Here is a 19,756-nt window from a genome sequence, read left to right on the forward strand (position 1 = left end):
GTAATTCAAATTATTTTTAAACTTTCTTTCTAAAACCTAACTTAATCAATTCAACCAAGTCATTGTTTTATCAGAAGTTTTAATCTTCATCACCGCCGATGGATGTGCATTCTACAGCATTTCACATTCGTTGCAACACCCTTTTTATGATTTATTTTACGCATGTCGCTTTTTTAAACACATAAACATTCTTTTGTATTATTATTGGGCTATATACGCCCTATTTCACATAATAAAACGTATATGCACCCAATTTTCATTCCATTTAATTTAAGACATTTTTGATTTCGTATGGTTGTTTTAAAAAAAACTGCCTATTTAATAATGGCGTGCTCCATTTCACCCTTATTATATGCAGCTCCCACAGCAAATATTTTCACAACCACTTTCTCTATTTTGAGTTATGCCAAGTGGGAAACCACTTCACCCAAATTTTGCGTGATTAATAATTCAAGTTTAGTCAATGATTTTAAAAAACTTGCGCCAACCCACAGCACTTATAAAATTACAGCCATCAATGTGAATGACATCAAATCCAGTCATTGCCAAGTTTTATTTTTTTCCAACCTAACAGCAAAAGAAGAACAAAACATTTTAAACAGCCATGTCAATTTCCCCGCCCTCTCTCTAAGCAGTAACAATAGTGAGTGTGAGTCCGGCAGTGCATTCTGTTTGTATAAAAAAATCAGAGTTATTCGTTTAAAATTAATATGGAAAGTCTAACGCAGTCACAAATACATATTGATCCACGCGTTTTATTACTGGCGAAGTCATCGGAGTCAGCTGAATGAAACAACTCTATAACCCAATTACATTACACCAATTATTTACGCGTTCGCAGCTCACCATCTTTGCTTTAACATTTACGATTTGTTCTGCGATTTTTTTGGTGATTTCCACCTATACCATGCATACCTATGCAAAAAACAGCTTAACGATTTTATCAAATGCGATTAACGAACGTGTTCAACCGGCTGTGGTGTTTAATGACCAAACAACGATGCGTCAAATTTTAAATGAATACACTCAACTGTATCCCATTCGATCGATAGAAATTACCAACCTTCAAAATGCGTCGCTTGCTCATGCTGAGCAACAAGAAATTTCAACATTTTCTAGCCAAGCGATTTTAGATTATTTCTTTTTTAGCCAACCGATTCGTTTAGATATTCATCATGATCAGAAAAGTTATGGCGAACTGGTCGTATATGGAAACTCGTCAGATTTAGTTAGTTTCTTCCATAAAATTTTGCTGGGTTTATTTTTAGGTTTTATTCTTTTATTGGCTACTGTGTTTTGGTCGGTGAACTCTGTTTATCAATACTTAATGCAATCCGTTCGCTCTATTGTTGAATCAGCTCAAACCATTAGTATTAAGAAAGATTATAAAATGCGGGTTTCAAACTCTGATATTCAAGAATTACACGCACTCAGCACCGCCTTTAATGGTTTACTTAGTGAAATTGATCAGTCAAATAAAAACTTAATTTCAGAAAATGACAAGCTAATTCATCTAGCACGTCATGATGCATTAACCCAATTACCAAATCGCAATTATTTTTATGAAAAGCTGTTTGAGCTATTTGACTTACAAGCGAACGCTGCCGTGTTCTTTGTCGATATTGAAAACTTTAAACATGTGAATGACCAATATGGTCACTTAGCTGGGGATGCAGTACTGCGCGCCTCATCACATTGTTTAAAACAAGCACTGCCAGATGATGCTTTCGTTGCGCGACTCGGTGGTGATGAATTTGCAATTATTATCAATCGTTTAAATTTCCTGACAGAACTCGAAGTCTTTTGTCACAAAATACATGAATGCTATGGTTCCACATTTGTTTATGAGCAACATAATATTGCATTACAAGCTAATATTGGTGTGGCACTGATCCAAAATGCGAAATCGCCAGAAGATCTAATCGCAGATGCGGATCGCGCTATGTATGATGCTAAACTTTCGAATAATCATTGGTGCATTGCACCACAACGCCCCAACTCATAGGATTTGTTATGTTAAAGAACGCATTTAAAGTTTTATTTATACTTGCATTCACGGCCACTATGACAGCCTGCATGAGTTTAGGTAACTTAAGCTACAAACAAGCACGCATGCTTAAAAAAGAAGGTTTTGTCTTGACCAATGATGGTTGGACACTTGCCCTACCAGAACGACTTTTATTTGGCTTTGATGATTATCAAATTCAACCCCACCAACAAGGCAAGTTAAATACACTTGCCACTCAACTGATTAAATATGACCTAAACAAAATTAAGTTTATTGGTCATACGGATAATGTTGGACAAGCCAATTACAACCAACAACTGTCAGAAAAACGTGCGCAAAGCGTCGCAAACGTCTTTTTAAAGCAAGGTTATAACAGTTCAAATATTCAAATTATTGGCCGTGGGGCTGAACAGCCGATGGTCTCTAATGACACCGAAACAAATCGTGCCATAAACCGTCGTGTAAATGTCACGATCATTCCCTAAATAGTGAAATATAAAAAAGCCACCATAAGGTGGCTTTTTTATTGTGTTTATAAATTTTAGGCATAAAAAAACCGCTAAATGCGGCATCTTTTTTTACAGTATTGCTTTTGAGATAAATGGTCGGAGCAGTAGGATTCGAACCTACGACCCCCTGGTCCCAAACCAGGTGCACTACCAGGCTGTGCTATGCTCCGCTTTCAACTTTAAAAATTGGGGTGAATGATGGGATTCGAACCCACGACAACCGGAATCACAATCCGGGGCTCTACCAACTGAGCTACATCCACCATCATGTTCTTGCTTGTGAATAACCAATATAACGCATTTTAAATTACAGGCATAAAAAAACCGCTGTATGCGGTATCTTTTATCGACCGTTTTCTTTAAGAAAATGGTCGGAGCAGTAGGATTCGAACCTACGACCCCCTGGTCCCAAACCAGGTGCACTACCAGGCTGTGCTATGCTCCGAATTGGGGTGAATGATGGGATTCGAACCCACGACAACCGGAATCACAATCCGGGGCTCTACCAACTGAGCTACATCCACCATCACAACAAGTTTCAGATTCTAGTATCAGAACACCATTAAAATGGCGCGCCTGACAGGATTCGAACCTGTGACCATCCGCTTAGAAGGCGGATGCTCTATCCAACTGAGCTACAGGCGCATTACCGATGACATAGACTATCACGCGATTTTTGCCTTGAGAAATTGGTCGGAGCAGTAGGATTCGAACCTACGACCCCCTGGTCCCAAACCAGGTGCACTACCAGGCTGTGCTATGCTCCGTTTCATCTCAGCTTTCGCTGTATCGCATATCATGCGGTACGGTGTGCATTCTAGGCGTGACGTTGATTAACGTCAACACCTATCTTCAAAAAAACATAAAAAATCATTTCAAGCGATTATTTATCAAGCACTTTAATCATTTTTCAAGCAAAAATTAACGTTTTAAACTGGCACTGAAATTCAACATCCGATCTAAAGGCAATTTAGCACGCTCAGCCAATGCCGGATCTACAAAAATTTCCTGATCACCTTTTTGTAAAACTTCCAGAATGCCATCCAATTCATTCATCGCCATCCAAGGGCAATGCGCACATGAACGACATGTCGCTCCCTCACCTGCCGTCGGCGCTTCGATGAGAATTTTATTCGGTACAGCTTGCTGCATTTTATAAAAAATACCGCGATCTGTTGCCACGATTAAACGTTCGTGTGGCAAGCTTTGTGCAGCCTTGATCAATTGTGAAGTGCTACCGACGGCATCTGCAATATCCACTACAGATTCAGGTGATTCCGGATGTACCAAAACTGCTGCATCTGGATACAGCGCTTTCATATTGGCAATACCACGCGCACGGAATTCTTCATGAACAATACATGCCCCATCCCATAGCAACATGTCTGCACCAGTTTTCTTTTGAATATAACGACCGAGATGCTGATCGGGTGCCCAAATAATTTTTTCACCTAAACTATCTAAATGCTCAACAATTTCAACAGCACAGCTCGAGGTTACCACCCAATCTGCACGCGCTTTCACTGCCGCCGAGGTATTGGCATATACCACAACCGTATGGTCCGGATGTGCATCGCAAAATTTGGTAAATTCATCGACCGGACAGCCCAAATCAAGTGAGCATGTTGCTTCTAGGGTTGGCATCAGTACGGTTTTTTCAGGAGATAAAATCTTCGAGGTCTCCCCCATGAATTTCACCCCTGCAACTACCAACGTCGTTGCTTCATGATCCCGACCAAAACGTGCCATTTCAAGTGAATCCGAAACGCATCCACCGGTCAGTTCTGCTAGTTCCTGCACTTCAGGATCGCAGTAATAGTGTGCAACAAGGACAGCGTTACGCTTTTTGAGTTCCGCTTTAATTAATTCAAACTTTTCAAGCTTTGCAGCTTCCGTTAAGTGATGCTCTTTAACATCACCCAAACGATCCAAATGCGCTTGTACAATTGATTTTGCTTCATTTGCAATTAAGTTGTTTGCATTATTCATCACAACGTCTTCTCTATCCTTAATGCCTGCTACTACACAGGTGCTTCACAACTGACCCATAAATATGGCACTTGGCTATTTTTTACCGGTCATTAAAAAGTTCCACTTATAAAAAAGCCTCACAACGGAGGCTTTTCAAAAACATCAAATATCTTATGAACGGTAATCTGCGTTAATCTTGACATAGTCATACGACAGATCACAGGTATACACAGTATCTCGCGCACTGCCACGTCCTAAATCTACACGGATCGTGATCTCAGATTTCTCCATCTCTGCAGCCCCTGCTGCTTCGGTATAATCTGCTGCGGCACCACCGTCTTTACAGATTTGAACATCACCTAACCAGACCTGAATTTTTTCAACATCTAAGTTTGGCACACCTGCATAACCAATCGCTGCCAAAATACGGCCCCAGTTTGGATCTGATGCGAAGATTGCAGTTTTAACCAACGGTGAATGTGCAATGCTATAAGCAATATCACAACATTCTTGAGTATCTGCGCCGCCTTCTACCGCCACAGTAATAAACTTCGTCGCACCTTCACCATCACGGACAATGAGCTGTGCAAGACGTTTCATTACACGTGTTAACACGTCTAAAACAGCAGCATAACGTGAATCTGATTCTGAAGTAATTTCTACGCCACCAGCTTGGCCCGTTGCAATCAAAATACATGAGTCATTCGTTGAGGTATCACCATCCACCGTAATACGGTTAAACGACAGGTTAACTGTAGTTTTCAAAAGCTGTTGCACCAGCTCACGGCTAATGGGTGCATCAGTCGCCACATAACTCAACATGGTCGCCATATTTGGACGAATCATGCCTGCGCCTTTAGAAATACCTGTCATGGTATACAGGACGCCATCTAACTCAAATTGTTCAGATGCACCTTTAGGTGTGGTATCTGTGGTCATAATGCCCGTTGCCGCTTCCAACCAAGCGTCTTCTTGCAAACTGTCTAATGCCGGTTGCAAGCCTTGAACCAAACGATCAATAGGTAATTGCTCGCCAATTACACCCGTTGAAAAAGGAAGGACTTCTGTATTTTGAACACCAGCCAGTTCTGCCAGTTTCACACATGTCGCTTCAGCATTTGCCATGCCGATTTTGCCAGTACCTGCATTGGCATTTCCGGTGTTAATCACCAAATAACGTGGATTACCTGCTAATAAGTGCGCTTTCGAAATATGAACCGGCGCTGCACAAAATGCATTTTGAGTAAAAACGCCTGCGACATTAGAACCTTCAGCAAATTCAAAAATGACAAGGTCACGTCGGTTCTGATAGCGCACATACGCTTCAGCCGAACCGATTTTTACACCTTTCACCACATGCATCTGTGGCATAGATACGTCACCAACTGCCATTTTTCAACGTCCAACTATATGAGTTATAAAAAATACAGCTTAGTGCAAAATCTATAAAAAATCGAGCAGAAGCACGGTTTTGCTGTAATTTTATTGTGGATTTCTTTTGCACATAAAAAAACCAGTCTTTCGACTGGTCTTTATCGATGTTCGTCGTAAATTAGTTCCGCGCAAGCTGAGTTGCTTCATCAAGAAGCACTTGTTTCGCTTTTTGTTGACTCGCAGCAGAAAGGGCTGGGTTTTCAGCCACAATACGGTCAGCATTCGCCGCATTGGCTGCTGCAATTTTTGCAGTTTGCAATACGATTGGACGATTTGGATTGGCAAAGGTATAACGAATACCCGTACGCGGGCTTGCTACAGTCACTTGACCGTCAGTACCAATCTGTACTTGAGTTGTTGTTGGACCAACTGCTTGTTGAACTTTCTCTAAAGAAGTCGTCTGAGGAGCGTTTGCAAAGGCAAAAGTTGGCAAAGCCAAAGCAGCAATCATGAACGGTTTTAGTACTTTTTTCATTGTCTTTTCCGTCTTACGGTTATTGATAGAAACTAAATAACATTTAATCTACTGAACTGCAAATACTATTCAGGTCAGATCAGTAGTGTAAATAAAAAATCAGAGCGCGAAGGCTCTGATTTATTTGAAATTAAATAATGCTGTTTAGATTTTACCGTGACATTGTTTATATTTTAGACCTGAACCACATGGGCAAGGTGAGTTACGACTTTCTGGCGGAACAATCACTTGCTCTGCAGGTGTGTATTGCGCATCGATAACATCATTACCATTGGCTTCAGCCAACAAATTATCAAAGTCGTTGTGTGACAATTGAAGATTCATTGATTCAGCTTGAGCCTGTTTTTGAGCTTCCATTTCTGCAAGTTCTTCAGCTGTAGGCACATGAATACGAGATAAATCTGTCACGACATCTGACTTAATCACAGCAAGCATGTTTACAAATAAGTTAAAGGCTTCTTTTTTGTATTCTTGCTCAGGATTTTTCTGCGCATAACCACGTAAATGAATCCCCTGACGTAAGTAATCCATTGCTGCCAAATGCTCTTTCCAATGGCGGTCCAATGAATTCAACATAAAGTGACGTTCGAGCATTGCAGCCGTTTCGTCACCCATTTGCGTACGACGTGAACGGTAGTGCTGAAGAACTTCATCAGTAATACGTTCAACCAAAGCTTCTTCATCCAAACGACGATCTTGCTCTAACCACTGCGAAATTGGTAGTTCAATCGATAGATCTTCACGTAGCGCCTTTTCAAGACCTTCTATATCCCACTGATCGTGAATAGACTCAGGTGGAATATATATTTCGATCATGCCTTTAGTCACATCCTGAATCATCGTTTCGATGTAATCTTGTAAAGACGGTTCAACAAGAATTTCATCACGTTGCGAGTAAATAATCTTACGTTGTTCGTTGTTTACGTCATCGTATTTCAATAAATTTTTACGAATATCGAAGTTACGTGCTTCAACTTTACGTTGTGCATTTTCAATCGAGCGTGACACCATTTTATGCTCAATGGCTTCATCTTCTTTCAGACCCATGGCACGCATCATTGCAACTACGCGATCACCCGCGAAGATACGCATCAAGTCATCTTCAAGCGACAAGTAGAAACGTGATACACCTGGGTCACCTTGACGGCCCGCACGACCACGTAACTGGTTATCGATACGACGAGATTCATGACGTTCTGAACCAATGATGTGTAAACCACCAGAGTTCAGCACCATTTCATGATTTTGTTCCCACTCTGCTTTCAAACGTGCTTCATCTGCTTCAGTCGGCTCTTCAATCTTCGCCAGCAACGCTTTCCAGTTACCACCTAACAGAATATCAGTACCACGACCAGCCATGTTAGTCGCAATGGTTACTGCACGAGGTGAACCCGCTTGCGCAATAATATCTGCTTCACGCTCATGTTGTTTCGCATTGAGTACTTCATGTTGAATACCAGCTTCTTTCAGCTTATCTGATAAAATTTCAGAGGCTTCAATGGTTGCTGTACCAATCAGGATCGGTGCAACACCCGCTTCATGAACACGTTGAATTTCTTGAATGATGGCGTTGTATTTACCTTCACGATTTAAATAAATTAAATCGTTTTGGTCATTACGAATCATCGGGCGATGGGTTGGAATCAGTACAACATCCAAGCCATAAATTTCTTTCATCTCTGCAGCTTCAGTATCTGCAGTACCCGTCATCCCTGATAATTTTTTGTATAGACGGAAATAGTTCTGGAATGTAGTCGTTGCTAAAGTTTGGTTTTCAGGTTGAATTTCCAAACCTTCTTTTGCTTCCACTGCTTGATGCAAACCTTCTGACCAACGGCGACCCGGCATAGTACGACCAGTGTTTTCATCCACAATGATCACTTCACCTTCGTGGATGATGTAATGCACGTTGCGTTGATATAGGTAATGCGCACGAATGGCCGCAGAAACATGGTGTACCAAGTTTAAATTAGCAGATGAATATAAACTTTCACCTTCAGCAAGCAAGCCCATTTGAATCAATTCAGCTTCAACAGTTTCATAACCGACTTCGGTCATTTCTACAGAGCGCTGTTTTTCGTCAATCCAGAAGTGACCACCATCTGGTACCTTCTCTTCTTTTTGTGCATGAAGTTTTGGTGGAATGCTGTTAATTGCAGCATACAACTGAGATGAGTCTTCTGATTGACCAGAAATGATCAAAGGTGTACGCGCTTCATCAATCAGGATCGAATCGACCTCATCGATAATGGCATAGGCTAAGCTGCGCTGTTTTTTCTCAGCAGCAGAAAACACCATGTTGTCACGCAAGTAATCGAAACCGAATTCGTTGTTGGTACCGTAAGTAATGTCAGCACGATACGCTTGAGCTTTTTCAGTTGGGTCTTGCATTGAGTAAATAATCCCAATGCTTAAACCTAAAAATTCGAATAATGGACGGTTTAACTCAGCATCACGCTGTGCGAGATAGTCGTTCACCGTAATCACGTGAACACCTTCACCACTGATCGCATTGAGGTAACAAGCAAGCGTTCCCATGAGGGTTTTACCTTCACCGGTACGCATCTCTGCGATCTTACCTTCATGTAAAGTAATACCACCAATCAGCTGTACATCATAATGACGCATGCCCATGACACGCTTTGCAGCTTCACGACAAACAGCAAACGCTTCAGGTAATAATTTATCAAGGCTGTCGCCTTTTTTATAACGTTCTTTGAATTCTTCAGTTTTTGCAGATAAGTCTGCATCGCTTAGAACAGATATCGTCGGCTCGAGCGCATTAATCTTCTCTACGATTTTACGCATGCGTTTGAGTTCGCGCTCATTTTTGGTACCGAAGATTCCTCCGATCAGACTTGCCAACATGAATAGACTCTCTAAATCTTGCTTGTCAAATGAATATATTTTCTTAGTCGTTATTATGGTGCTAGAAATTCGAAGTACAAGGGTTTTGCACAAAAATCCCCTTAAATATTCTGCGCTCGGGTTCTAGCCCCGGAGACTTAAGGCAAGCTAATGTAACAAATTTTCTGCAGACAACATAGTGACTCTGTCGTGAGATATTTCGCATTTATCCCCCAATAAAACTGTTTTATATGAAATATATTCATAAAGAAATGAAAAAACACTATTTTTAATCATAAAAAAAATCCTTCATATTTATTTTCAAGTTAAACAAATTCAATAAATACGGGGATATTCCATGACGATTCGTTTAGGTGATACTGCACCAGACTTTACTCAAGACTCAAGCGAAGGCAGCATTCATTTTTATGACTTTTTAGGTGACAGTTGGGGCATTTTATTTTCGCATCCTGCCGATTACACCCCAGTCTGCACCACAGAACTTGGATTTACCGCAAAACTAAAAGATGAATTTAGCAAACGTGGTGTCAAGGCCATTGCCCTGTCTGTTGATGATGTTGAGTCGCATCATGGTTGGATTAACGACATTAATAATACTCAAAATACCACGGTCAACTTCCCGATCATTGCAGACAAAGACAGTAAAGTGTCCACCCTTTATGATTTCATTCACCCCAATGCCAGCGAAACATTAACTGTTCGCTCTTTGGTGATCATCGATCCAAATAAAAAAGTCCGTTTAATCATTACTTATCCTGCATCTACAGGGCGTAACTTCCATGAAATTTTACGTGTCATTGACTCTTTGCAACTGACAGACAACCATAAAGTTGCAACACCGGCCAACTGGCAACAAGGTGAAGATGTTGTGATTGTGCCGTCATTAAAAGATGAAGAGGAAATCAAACAACGCTTTCCTCAAGGATATAACGCAGTTACGCCTTACCTTCGTTTAACGCCTCAACCTAAGTGAGGATAAAACGGAGCATTACGTTGTCCGAGCGCAAGATAAGAAGCTCTGCTGTGAGTGACCAAAGCGAAGGTACAAATTTAACTATTTTTAAGCGCAGCACCTAAGCAAACTAAGTATCATAACCATAGTTAATATAGTTTTCCCCCTTCAGAACGAATGACGAGCCCGTTCTGGCATTCTCCAACCTGCTCATCTCCGGATGAGCTTTTTTTGATTACAAATTCCTCTCAGGGATTAGATTGGTTAAACATCACAATTCCGTTATAACTAATAAAAACTTGAAAATAACAAACCGTGATTCATCAAATTCATCATTTACATTGTGGTAGTTTTTGTCCAACGTGTGCCCCTTTATTTGGACAGAAAGGCTTTCGCGCACATTTGGTCTGTCATTGCCTGCTCATTGAAACCGATAAAGGGCTCGTCTTAGTCGATACAGGACTGGGCTTACAAGATTATTTACATCCACAAAATCGTTTAGGTCGGTTTATTTCACGCACAGCGCAGATCAAATTTAATCCGCAACTGAGTGCGACTCATCAAATTCAAAAATTAGGCTTTAAGGCTCAAGATGTTCAACACATTTTGTTGTCACACTTAGATTTTGATCATGCTGGCGGGATCTCTGATTTTCCGCAGGCGACCGTGCATGTCTTAGCCAGTGAATATAATGCCACTCAAAACCTTCATAGCTTAAAATCACGACTGCGCTATCGACCACAGCAATTCCAACTGCATCGTTATTGGAATTTTATCGAAAGCATCGGGACGCAAGCATGGTTTAACTTAGAGCACACTGCCGGTCTATCTATTTTTCAAGATGACATTTTAATGCTCCCGCTTTTGGGACATACCGCGGGTCATGCCGGTATTGCAATAAAAAATAACCATCGCTGGTTGTTATATTGTGGCGATGCTTATTACTCACATCATCAATTAAATCCAAATTTTCATTCGCGGGCCTTAAATCAGCTTGAACGTTTATTTGCCACCGACAATACACAGCGACTGCACACACTTCATAAGATTCAGCAGTTAGCGCAGCATCCGGACATCGATCTCATCTGTGCACATGACCCATTCGAATTCGCTCGCTATCAGAATACAAGCTATGACCGCTAAAATCCTACCAATGATCCTACTCAGTGTTAGCTTCAGCTTCACGGGTTGCATGACATCAAATCCATTACCGTTAAATGAACGTCCTCAGCATTGGGGCAAAGTCGTTCATCAACAGCATAATTTTTATCAAATCAGCCCAACAGTATTTCGCAGTGAACAACCTGATGCAGATCTCGCCCCTGTTCTACGAGAACAGCACATCGATGTGATCATAAATTTACGTTCACGGCACCATAACCCAGAACGCTTAAAAAATACTATTGATACACAAAAGATTAAATTTGCACATATTCCGATACACACGTGGCAAATCGATCGTGAAGATTTACTGGCGGTGATGAAAACCATAAAAGAAGCTGAACAACAGCAGCAAAAAGTATTAATCCATTGCTACCACGGCTCAGACCGTACAGGAGCGAGTGTGGCCATGTACCGTATTATTTTTCAGCATTGGTCCATTGAGGAAGCAAAACGTGAAATGAAACAAGGTGGTTATGGCTTCCACCCTATTTGGAAAAATATCGACCGATTATTCAGCCCTGAAAATGTAAAATGGATTCAGCAGCAACTACTGAATCCATCTTATTAAAGGTCATTCCTCAAATAAACTTAGCGTTTATCGAGTGGTACCCAATCAATCACCCACGCCGATTTCATATTCAAACTTGCATCTGAATTGATCTTTTTACGTGTTGCGTCCGCAGCATCACGGTCCTTCGAAGGGCCGACCATAATACGAATGCCTTTAGATGTAGGACTCTTCGTCACTTTATAGCCTTTTGCACGTAATTTTGCAGCAACAGCATCTGCATTGGCTTCATTAGCAGCCAGTGCAACTTGCACCATCCATTGCTTATCGCCATTTTCCAACAGATCACGTGCTTTTTCAGCTTCAGCTTTTTTCTTGGCTTCTGCTTTACGCTTTTCTTCTGCCTTATGTTTTTCTTCGGCTTTACGCTTTTCTTCAGCTTGTTGCTTCGCTTCGGCTGCTTTCTTATCTGCTGCTTTTTTCTCAGCTTCAGCATGTGCTTTACGTTCAGCTTCTTTTTGAGCATCCGCTTTACGTTTTGCTTCGGCTTTTTGTTTATCTGCTGCGATACGTGCCTGATCAGCCTTTTGCTGCGCCGACTGAGTCTCTAACTTTTTTTGAGCCGCCAACTTATCCTCAGCTAAACGCTTTTGCTTTGCTTTTTCATCTTCAACCAATTCGGGAGGAATATTATCCGAACTTTGTTGAGCTGAACGATGTGCGTTTAAAGCCGCATATTCTTCTGCTGCTTTACGTGCTGCATCAGCCTCCGCTTGTTGTTGCATCGCTAAAAATTCTGCTGCACGTGCTTCTTGCTCCGCAACCGATTTTTCACGGGTACGTCGTTGTTCTTCGAGCAAACGCTTTTCAGTTTCAACATCAACAGTCAATGATGACATTTTACCCGCACCCTGACCTTGTTGCTCAACTTGAGCCATTTCAGGGGTTTGGCTTTGATTTTGATGTATTTCTTCTTTGCCTTTAAGTAAAAGTGCGGCCAGCAGTACACCACCACCTAATAAAACAACACCACCCATCCAGCGTTGTTTGTTATTCATTGACATTCTTCCAGATACTCCCATACCGCTTCTAAGGTATGAAATGAACCACATACCAGAATCAGCTGATTATTCTTTGTTTCTTCCAGCGCGGACTTAAAAGCTAATTGCACATTGTCATAATGTTCTACGACTTGATGCTGCAGTGCGCTATCCAATTGTGTGATAGATGCCGCACGTGGCACATTTAATTGTGCAATTTTCCACATTCTTACCGTATCTTTCAATAAGTTAACGACAGAATTTATGTCTTTATCAGTCAGCATGGAGAAAACGCTGATCACTTCTGTGTATTGTTTATTGTACTGGAGGAAATTTCGCAATTGCTTTAACAAAAATTCAACACCATGCGGGTTATGTCCCGCATCGAAAATCACCGTTTTTCCTGCAATTTCTCTAACTTCAAAACGACCTTGTAACTTGGCATTGATAATCCCCTGAGCGATCGACTGCTGAGAGACCACCAAACCACTGGCCAAGATTGCCGCTACAGCCGTAGAGATATTTTCGAGCGCCAAAGAACCCACGGGTAGTTTTAAAGTTGTACCTGATGAAGCAAACATCCAAGATTGTCCGTCATCACTGTACTGATAAAAATAATCACGATTGAGTACATGTAAAGCGGCTTGGCAATCTTCTGCTTTTTGACGAATGGCTTCAGGCAAAACTTGCTGCCCACCAAAAATTACGGGAATATTTGGACGAATAATTCCTGCTTTCTCAAAAGCAATTTTTTCAATGGTGTCGCCCAACCAATCGGTATGGTCTAAACCAATATTGGTAATCACTGCAACATCTGGATCGACGACATTGACCACATCAAGTCGACCACCGAGACCTACTTCAAGTACCCATACATCGCAATGTTGCTGTTTAAAAATAACAAAAGCGGCCAAAGTGGTCGCTTCAAAAAAAGATAAACTTAATTCACATTCACGACGCGCCTGATCAACAGCTACAAAAGCATCAATCAGGGTTTTGTCAGCCACTTCAACACCTTGAAGCTTTACACGTTCATTGAATCGATAGATATGCGGTGATTGGTAGAGCCCCACGTTATACCCTTGGGCATTTAAAATTGCAGCCAAAGTGGTCGTGGTTGAACCTTTACCGTTTGTTCCCGCGACCGTCAGCACTTTCGCATCAGGCTGGGTTACACCTAGTCGTTCCGCAACAGGAATTACCCGCTCCAGTCCTAAATCAATACCCGTAACATGAACATGGCTCCAATAATCGAGCCATGTGTTTAAAGAATCAGTTGCAAGTGGTGCTGTGTTCAAGGCAAGTTCATCAATTTCGCTACAATACGATAAACTGTATCACGTAATGCATGACGGTGGACAATTTGATCGACTACACCATGATCAAGCAAGTATTCTGCACGTTGGAACGGTTCTTCCAATTTTTCACGTACAGTTTGCTCAATCACACGCTTACCAGCAAAACCAATCATGGCTTTCGGTTCAGCCAAGTGAACATCACCGAGCATTGCCAATGATGCAGTCACACCACCATAGACTGGATGTGTCAGCACCACTAGATAAGGCAAGCCAGCATCTTTCATTTTTTGGATGGCAGCAGAAGTACGCGCCATTTGCATGAGTGACAACATGCCTTCTTGCATACGTGCACCGCCAGAGGCAGCGAAGCAAATAAGCGGTTGTTTTGCTTTAATCGCAAGTTCAGCCGCTTGAACAAAACGGTCACCAACCACAGTGCCCATTGAACCGCCCATGAAATCAAATTCAAATGCGGTTGCAATCATTGGAATGCCTTTCAGCGTTCCTTGCATCACCACTAAAGCTTCTGTTTCACCGGTTTTCTTCTGCGCTTCAGACATACGGTCTGGATACGCTTTGCTATCTACAAATTTAAGTGGATCTTTGGCTTTAAATTCTTGACCCAATTCTTTTTGTACTTGGTCAAAGAACCAGTTCAAACGATCACGCGCTTTCATTCGCAAGTGTTCATCACACTGCGGACAAACGTAGGCATTAAATGACATTGCAGTACGAGTCACAAGTGCATGACACTCAGGACATTCAATCGTCGGCTCAGTAAATGTCGCCTTTAATGCTTGCTGTTCATCAGGTACATGAATACCTGGTACCGCACGCTCTGTCCATGGCGTAGATGCGCTCAGAATTTTGCCTGTTTTTGCGTCTTGACTCATACTAACTCATCGAGCGCAGCTCGAAGCTCCTTCACTTTATTCACTGTTTCGATTACAGCTTGTTCTGGCGCTAAGTTTGCAAATTGTTTAACAAAAGCACTACCTACAATCACCGCATCTGCAGCCACACCCATGGCTTTCGCCGATGCTGCATCACTAATACCAAAGCCAACGCCGACAGGTACCTGAGTATACGATTTGATTTTTTGAATACGTGCCGCAGCTTCAGCAACGTCTAAAGTCGCTGCACCTGTCACACCTTTCAAAGAAACATAGTAGATAAATCCACTGGCTTGTTTCACTACATGCTGAATACGTTCGTCAGTGGATGTTGGCGCAAGTAAGAAGATTTGATCCATGTCGTATTTTTTCAATACTGCATCTAGATCTTTTGCTTCTTCTGGTGGAAGGTCCACCAAGAGCACGCCATCTACACCGCATTCATGTGCATAGGCAACAAACTTTTCATAGCCGATTACTTCAACGGGGTTTAAATAGCCCATCAGTACCACGGGTGTTTGTGAATCGTTTTTACGGAACTCTTTCACCATGTTCAAGGCATCTAGAGTATTGGTTCCCCCAGCAAGCGCACGCTCAGCAGCAAGTGCAATAACAGGACCATCCGCCATTGGGTCTGAAAATGGAAGACCCAATTCGATCACATCTACACCTGCCTCAACCATTTGATGTAACAAAGGTACCGTTACTTGTGGATGAGGGTCACCAGCCATAACATAAGAAACCAAGGCCTTACGCTGTTGAGATTTAAGCGTTCCAAATCGAGTGGCTAAACGTGACATAGGGTTATACTTTCCTTGAATGAATCAAAACTATGATGTGGGTTTTGTCGAAATACAAGACATCGCATTGTAACGCTATTTTTTACCCATTGAACAGGGTATACAATCCTCAGTCGGCATTTCTCATGCAAACATAATTTTCCAGAACAACCCGAAAGCATCATTTACCGATATTTCAGTTTTTTTCACAATGATCAAAGATGCCTAATTTTAGGATCTGGCAAAATTATAAGGTTTTAGATTAACTTAATTTTATCATCAAAAAAATGTTAAAAATAAAAGGCTTAGCATTTACATTTTAATTTTCCTTAAATTGCAAAACCTGCTTTATACTAGCCGCATACTTTTATTTTTTTATCTCCTATGTCCTCCGATTCACAAGTGAAAGTGCCTGCTCGGGCATTTGCACTGCTCCCGCTTATTGTTTTTCTGACCATTTTTTTGGGCAGTGGTATTTACCATTCCATCATTGGAACTGAGTTTGCGTTCTATCAAGTGAAAGCCCCAGTCGCTGCTCTTCCTGCAATTGTATTGGCAATTTTGCTCTATCGCGGCAAGATAAATGACGCGATTGATACATTTATGAAAGGTGCTAGCCACCCGAATTTGATCTTAATGTTCATGGTCTTTATGCTCGCTGGTGCTTTTGCCAGTGTCAGCAGTGCCATCGGTAGTGTCGATGCAACAGTGCAGTTGGGACTATCGATGATTGCGCCTGAGTTCGTGCTGCCCATGCTGTTTATTATTGCGGCCTTTATTGCCACAGCGATGGGAACCTCCATGGGCACTATTGCAGCCTGTGCACCAATTGCCTTTGGTTTTACTCAAGTCACCGAAATTGAAGTGGTGTATGCCATTGGTGCTGTGGTCGGCGGTGCTATGTTTGGTGATAATCTGTCGATGATTTCAGATACCACCATTGCTGCAACGAACAGTCAAAAAGTTCAGCTTCGCGATAAATTTAGAGTCAATGTTTGGATTGCTGTTCCTGCATCGATCGTTAGCATTTGTATCTATTTAATTATGAGTCAAGGTTCACAAGCGATTGAACACAAAGCTTATAATGCGTGGCTAATCCTGCCGTATTTAGCCGTATTTATTTTGGCCTTTTCACGTTTGCACGTGCTTGCTGTGCTGACTATTGGTGTCTTACTGTCTGGTTTGATTGGTTTGGTGATTCAACCTGAATTTAATTTTTTAAGCTTAAATAATTCTATTTATGAGGGCTTTACCGGCATGTTTGAAGTTGCCCTGCTTTCTATTTTCTTAGGTGGTATTTCTGCCATTATGCAAAAAGAAGGCGGTTTAGAGTGGCTGATTCAACGTATTTACAGCATTACACGCTGCTTTAAAGTTGGTGCTGAACGCGCAGGTGAAATTGGTATCAGTTTCTTGGTGATTTTCTCTAACCTATTTGTAGCAAACAACACTGTCGCAATTATTTTATCTGGTGACATGGCACGTGAAGTCGCCAAAGAATATGGTGTAGACCCTAAACGTGCTGCTGCGCTCTTGGATATTTTCTCTTGCGTAGTCCAAGGTCTCATTCCTTATGGTGCACAGCTGTTACTGGCTTGTTCGATCGCAAAACTTTCGCCTGTGGAACTGATTGGTAGTGTGTATTACTGTTGGGTCTTGGCAATCTTTGCCATCCTTGCCATTTTACTTCGGTATCCAAAATTAAAAGCTGCGGCATAAGCTTGGCTTTAAAGAAAAGCGGTCGTTTGACCGCTTTTTTTAATGTTGTTTAAAAGGCTTTTCTTAACGAGCAATCTGCAAGTTTTATTCTAATCTCAAGGCTTTTTTTCGCGCTAATAATGTCTCTCCGCTATATGCCTTAAAAGCACGTGCCAAAGCAGACTGATCTGAATAACCTAGCTGTAAAGCGATATCTGTCAAATGGGTTTGTTGTGAAAGTAGATATTCACAGCGTTTCATCCGTTCAAGCTCCAAAAGCCGTTTAAACGAGGTGTCTTTCTCCTGTAACTGTCGTTGCAAGGTTCTGACTGACAGATGTAACTCCTCTGCTAACCACTCTATTTTAGGGGCTTGCTGTTTTCGTTTGAGATGATCAGCGATGCATTGTTGCATCTGTTGAATTGGATCGGCATGTTGCGGACGAGCGGCGATCGCCTCTTCGGCTTGGCGTAATAACAATTGCATCAGTGACGGATCAGCAAGTTCTGACTTTAAATCCAAACTGTCTGCATGAATCACAAATGAATATTTAAGGGTCGAAAATTCCATTTGGCAGCCATAAAATTTTTCATAGTGATAACGAGCCATCCGCGCTGCATGGGCAAAATGAATGCGGAGTAACTTTAAAGAATCTGGAAAAATTTGCTTGGCCAAATGTGCCATACAGGCCATGGTCAATTCATTCACCAAAGCATATTCATCATCATGCTGTGGCCAAGAAAGTATAATTTGATGATCTTGATGGCTCATATTCATCGGCACAATTTGCGCCCCATCAATCACCAAACGACTAAACCGCATCACATATTGCAAAGCATCTGCAACACTATTACTCAGTGTCGCCATATAACCTAACACCCCAAAATGCTCCGCACGAATATACTTGGCCATTTCAAAGACCAATTGCGGACAATCCAGATGCTGCTGAGTTAGTTGCATGATGCTGTTAAAAAAAGAATTCGGCGATTGAGAGTCGATCGGCAAAGACAGCACATGCTGAATTTGCGCAGCATACGGCGCAATCCATTCGAGCTGTGTATAGTTTAATTCACGCTCAATTAAGACCATATTCCACAGTTGGAAATAACCATTTGGGATCTGAATTTCAGCCATCTCGCCCCTCTTTCTGACCTGCCAATTCTGACATTTTATATTTTCATCATGGCGTAAAATGTATAAAAATTGGCAATATCTGTCAAAACAAAGTGCAATTTCTCCGACATACTGCAATCAATACGACTCGCACAGAAAAAATATCATGAATGCTATCGTCAAATATCAAGTCGAACCCATTGTTCGCACAAAGCTAAATTTTAAGTTGGAAGAAATTCCGCGCTATTGGTTTGGCGGAGACCCATTTTTAACACGTATGTTTGATGCCTTGAGCCTGACCTTTCCTGATGGCGAGCGCTATTTTATTGAATCTGTACGTCTGTTCCGCAGTCAAATTCAAGACCCTGATTTACAGCAACGTGTCGCTGACTTTATTCGTCAAGAAGCGCAGCACGGTATGGCGCATGACAAAATGAATATGTTGATGAAACAACAAGGCATGCCTGTCGATGCGTTCATTAAACGTCTGAATAAAATTTTTAAATTTGAACTGAGCAAGCGCTCACCAGAATACAACATTGCCATGACGGCTTCCGCCGAGCACTTGACTGCGCTGATGGCTGAAACCTTTTGTAGCCAAAAGTCCGTACTAGAATCTGCGCATCCTTATGTCCGTGCATTATTTATTTGGCATGCGATAGAAGAAATGGAACATCGCGATGTAGCTTTTGATGTGATGAAAGATGTGGCTAAGGTCGATGAAAATTTAAAGAAATTTACTTTGGTCTGGACTAGTGGATTGATGCTCGGCTTTACCTTATACCGTGCCAATGTGATGCTGAAACATGACGGCTTCAGTTTCACTGAACGTTTAAAATTAAATATGAAAGGCTTACCGTGGTTCTTTGGTAAAAATGGCACCCTCACCCGAATGAGCAAGCCATATCGAGATTGGTTTAAAAAAGACTTCCATCCGAGTCAGCATCCCATTGTGCAAAATTATGATCTTTGGTTAAAAACTTATGAAGAAACCAATGATCCAATTCAAGCTGCAGAAGTGTTTTGGCAAGCTGCAAAATAAAAAT

Annotated in this window: 17 protein-coding genes and 6 tRNA genes; 8 read left to right on the plus strand and 15 right to left on the minus strand. The window is 41.6% G+C overall.

Annotated features, from left to right (window positions below; translation table 11 throughout):
• Nucleotides 1-291 precede the first annotated feature (291 nt).
• From FTT77_RS10820 to FTT77_RS10830, 3 genes are all read left to right on the plus strand, one after another.
• Nucleotides 292-723, plus strand: coding sequence for a YfiR family protein (locus FTT77_RS10820; protein ID WP_257224715.1), 432 nt, complete (start codon nt 292-294; stop codon nt 721-723).
• Between the two features lie 64 nt (nt 724-787).
• Nucleotides 788-2,005, plus strand: a complete 1,218-nt coding sequence (locus FTT77_RS10825) for a diguanylate cyclase domain-containing protein (RefSeq protein ID WP_180049927.1) — start codon at nt 788-790, stop codon at nt 2,003-2,005.
• An 8-nt stretch (nt 2,006-2,013) separates the two neighbouring features.
• Entirely contained in the window at nt 2,014-2,493 is a 480-nt protein-coding gene (locus FTT77_RS10830) for an OmpA family protein (protein WP_078191210.1), read from the plus strand.
• A 117-nt stretch (nt 2,494-2,610) separates the two neighbouring features.
• On the opposite strand, the gene FTT77_RS10835 is transcribed toward FTT77_RS10830, so the two are convergent.
• From FTT77_RS10835 to secA, 10 genes are all read right to left on the minus strand, one after another.
• Nucleotides 2,611-2,687, minus strand: a tRNA-Pro gene (locus FTT77_RS10835).
• A 17-nt stretch (nt 2,688-2,704) separates the two neighbouring features.
• Nucleotides 2,705-2,780: transfer RNA gene (locus FTT77_RS10840), tRNA-His, on the minus strand.
• A 105-nt stretch (nt 2,781-2,885) separates the two neighbouring features.
• Nucleotides 2,886-2,962 (minus strand) — tRNA-Pro (locus FTT77_RS10845).
• Between the two features lie 3 nt (nt 2,963-2,965).
• Nucleotides 2,966-3,041 (minus strand) — tRNA-His (locus tag FTT77_RS10850).
• A 44-nt stretch (nt 3,042-3,085) separates the two neighbouring features.
• A tRNA-Arg gene (locus FTT77_RS10855) sits at nt 3,086-3,162 on the minus strand.
• Between the two features lie 45 nt (nt 3,163-3,207).
• A tRNA-Pro gene (locus FTT77_RS10860) sits at nt 3,208-3,284 on the minus strand.
• 154 nt (nt 3,285-3,438) lie between these two features.
• The gene (nadA, locus tag FTT77_RS10865; RefSeq protein WP_180049929.1) at nt 3,439-4,506 is read right to left on the minus strand and encodes a quinolinate synthase NadA; all 1,068 of its coding nucleotides are present in this window, start codon (nt 4,504-4,506) and stop codon (nt 3,439-3,441) included.
• Nucleotides 4,507-4,659: 153 nt separating this feature from the next.
• The gene (gene argJ, locus FTT77_RS10870; RefSeq protein WP_180049931.1) at nt 4,660-5,880 is read right to left on the minus strand and encodes a bifunctional glutamate N-acetyltransferase/amino-acid acetyltransferase ArgJ; all 1,221 of its coding nucleotides are present in this window, start codon (nt 5,878-5,880) and stop codon (nt 4,660-4,662) included.
• A gap of 160 nt (nt 5,881-6,040) precedes the next feature.
• The gene (locus FTT77_RS10875) at nt 6,041-6,397 is read right to left on the minus strand and encodes a hypothetical protein (RefSeq protein WP_180035848.1); all 357 of its coding nucleotides are present in this window, start codon (nt 6,395-6,397) and stop codon (nt 6,041-6,043) included.
• Between the two features lie 144 nt (nt 6,398-6,541).
• Nucleotides 6,542-9,265, minus strand: a complete 2,724-nt coding sequence (secA, locus tag FTT77_RS10880) for a preprotein translocase subunit SecA (protein ID WP_180109272.1) — start codon at nt 9,263-9,265, stop codon at nt 6,542-6,544.
• Between the two features lie 337 nt (nt 9,266-9,602).
• Between secA and FTT77_RS10885 the strand changes: the two genes are divergently transcribed.
• From FTT77_RS10885 to FTT77_RS10895, 3 genes are all read left to right on the plus strand, one after another.
• Nucleotides 9,603-10,238 (plus strand): peroxiredoxin, encoded by a 636-nt coding sequence (locus FTT77_RS10885; protein ID WP_180109271.1) that lies wholly within the window; start codon nt 9,603-9,605, stop codon nt 10,236-10,238.
• Between the two features lie 294 nt (nt 10,239-10,532).
• Nucleotides 10,533-11,360, plus strand: a complete 828-nt coding sequence (locus FTT77_RS10890; protein ID WP_180074288.1) for an MBL fold metallo-hydrolase — start codon at nt 10,533-10,535, stop codon at nt 11,358-11,360.
• Nucleotides 11,350-11,949, plus strand: coding sequence for a dual specificity protein phosphatase family protein (locus tag FTT77_RS10895; protein ID WP_180074286.1), 600 nt, complete (start codon nt 11,350-11,352; stop codon nt 11,947-11,949). Before FTT77_RS10890 ends, FTT77_RS10895 begins: the two co-directional genes overlap by 11 nt.
• A gap of 20 nt (nt 11,950-11,969) precedes the next feature.
• Here FTT77_RS10895 and FTT77_RS10900 read toward each other — a convergent pair whose 3' ends face one another.
• Genes FTT77_RS10900 through trpA form a run of 4 tightly spaced genes read right to left on the minus strand, consistent with a single transcriptional unit; the run spans nt 11,970 to nt 15,920 of the window.
• Nucleotides 11,970-12,947 carry an SPOR domain-containing protein gene (locus FTT77_RS10900; protein ID WP_078191218.1) on the minus strand — a complete coding sequence of 326 codons (978 nt, stop codon included), beginning with the start codon at nt 12,945-12,947 and terminating at the stop codon, nt 11,970-11,972.
• Complete coding sequence (folC, locus tag FTT77_RS10905) at nt 12,944-14,227, minus strand: bifunctional tetrahydrofolate synthase/dihydrofolate synthase (RefSeq protein WP_180074283.1); 1,284 nt, start codon at nt 14,225-14,227, stop codon at nt 12,944-12,946. The genes FTT77_RS10900 and folC overlap by 4 nt, the downstream gene beginning before the upstream one ends.
• Nucleotides 14,224-15,120, minus strand: a complete 897-nt coding sequence (accD, locus tag FTT77_RS10910) for an acetyl-CoA carboxylase, carboxyltransferase subunit beta (protein WP_180005414.1) — start codon at nt 15,118-15,120, stop codon at nt 14,224-14,226. Before accD ends, folC begins: the two co-directional genes overlap by 4 nt.
• Complete coding sequence (gene trpA, locus FTT77_RS10915; RefSeq protein WP_180109270.1) at nt 15,117-15,920, minus strand: tryptophan synthase subunit alpha; 804 nt, start codon at nt 15,918-15,920, stop codon at nt 15,117-15,119. Before trpA ends, accD begins: the two co-directional genes overlap by 4 nt.
• 363 nt (nt 15,921-16,283) lie before the next feature.
• Between trpA and FTT77_RS10920 the strand changes: the two genes are divergently transcribed.
• Nucleotides 16,284-17,618: a Na+/H+ antiporter NhaC family protein gene (locus tag FTT77_RS10920; protein ID WP_180109269.1), complete on the plus strand. Its 1,335-nt coding sequence runs from the start codon at nt 16,284-16,286 to the stop codon at nt 17,616-17,618.
• 84 nt (nt 17,619-17,702) lie between these two features.
• Here the strand turns inward: FTT77_RS10920 and FTT77_RS10925 are convergent, their stop codons facing one another.
• On the minus strand, nt 17,703-18,731 hold the full coding sequence (locus FTT77_RS10925) for an AraC family transcriptional regulator (protein ID WP_180109268.1): 1,029 nt from the start codon (nt 18,729-18,731) through the stop codon (nt 17,703-17,705).
• A gap of 145 nt (nt 18,732-18,876) precedes the next feature.
• Between FTT77_RS10925 and FTT77_RS10930 the strand changes: the two genes are divergently transcribed.
• On the plus strand, nt 18,877-19,752 hold the full coding sequence (locus FTT77_RS10930) for a metal-dependent hydrolase (RefSeq protein WP_078191325.1): 876 nt from the start codon (nt 18,877-18,879) through the stop codon (nt 19,750-19,752).
• Nucleotides 19,753-19,756: the final 4 nt, after the last annotated feature.

It is taken from the genome of Acinetobacter sp. YH01010 (assembly GCF_013420775.1).
Lineage (GTDB): Bacteria > Pseudomonadota > Gammaproteobacteria > Pseudomonadales > Moraxellaceae > Acinetobacter > Acinetobacter amyesii.

Coding starts and splice junctions, on each gene's coding strand:
- FTT77_RS10820 (WP_257224715.1), top strand. CDS start 292: ATGGTTGTTTTAAAAAAAACTGCCTATTTAATAATGGCGTGCTCCATT.
- FTT77_RS10825 (WP_180049927.1), top strand. CDS start 788: ATGAAACAACTCTATAACCCAATTACATTACACCAATTATTTACGCGT.
- FTT77_RS10830 (WP_078191210.1), top strand. CDS start 2,014: ATGTTAAAGAACGCATTTAAAGTTTTATTTATACTTGCATTCACGGCC.
- nadA (WP_180049929.1), bottom strand. CDS start 4,506: ATGAATAATGCAAACAACTTAATTGCAAATGAAGCAAAATCAATTGTA.
- argJ (WP_180049931.1), bottom strand. CDS start 5,880: ATGGCAGTTGGTGACGTATCTATGCCACAGATGCATGTGGTGAAAGGT.
- FTT77_RS10875 (WP_180035848.1), bottom strand. CDS start 6,397: ATGAAAAAAGTACTAAAACCGTTCATGATTGCTGCTTTGGCTTTGCCA.
- secA (WP_180109272.1), bottom strand. CDS start 9,265: ATGTTGGCAAGTCTGATCGGAGGAATCTTCGGTACCAAAAATGAGCGC.
- FTT77_RS10885 (WP_180109271.1), top strand. CDS start 9,603: ATGACGATTCGTTTAGGTGATACTGCACCAGACTTTACTCAAGACTCA.
- FTT77_RS10895 (WP_180074286.1), top strand. CDS start 11,350: ATGACCGCTAAAATCCTACCAATGATCCTACTCAGTGTTAGCTTCAGC.
- FTT77_RS10900 (WP_078191218.1), bottom strand. CDS start 12,947: ATGAATAACAAACAACGCTGGATGGGTGGTGTTGTTTTATTAGGTGGT.
- accD (WP_180005414.1), bottom strand. CDS start 15,120: ATGAGTCAAGACGCAAAAACAGGCAAAATTCTGAGCGCATCTACGCCA.
- trpA (WP_180109270.1), bottom strand. CDS start 15,920: ATGTCACGTTTAGCCACTCGATTTGGAACGCTTAAATCTCAACAGCGT.
- FTT77_RS10920 (WP_180109269.1), top strand. CDS start 16,284: ATGTCCTCCGATTCACAAGTGAAAGTGCCTGCTCGGGCATTTGCACTG.
- FTT77_RS10925 (WP_180109268.1), bottom strand. CDS start 18,731: ATGGCTGAAATTCAGATCCCAAATGGTTATTTCCAACTGTGGAATATG.
- FTT77_RS10930 (WP_078191325.1), top strand. CDS start 18,877: ATGAATGCTATCGTCAAATATCAAGTCGAACCCATTGTTCGCACAAAG.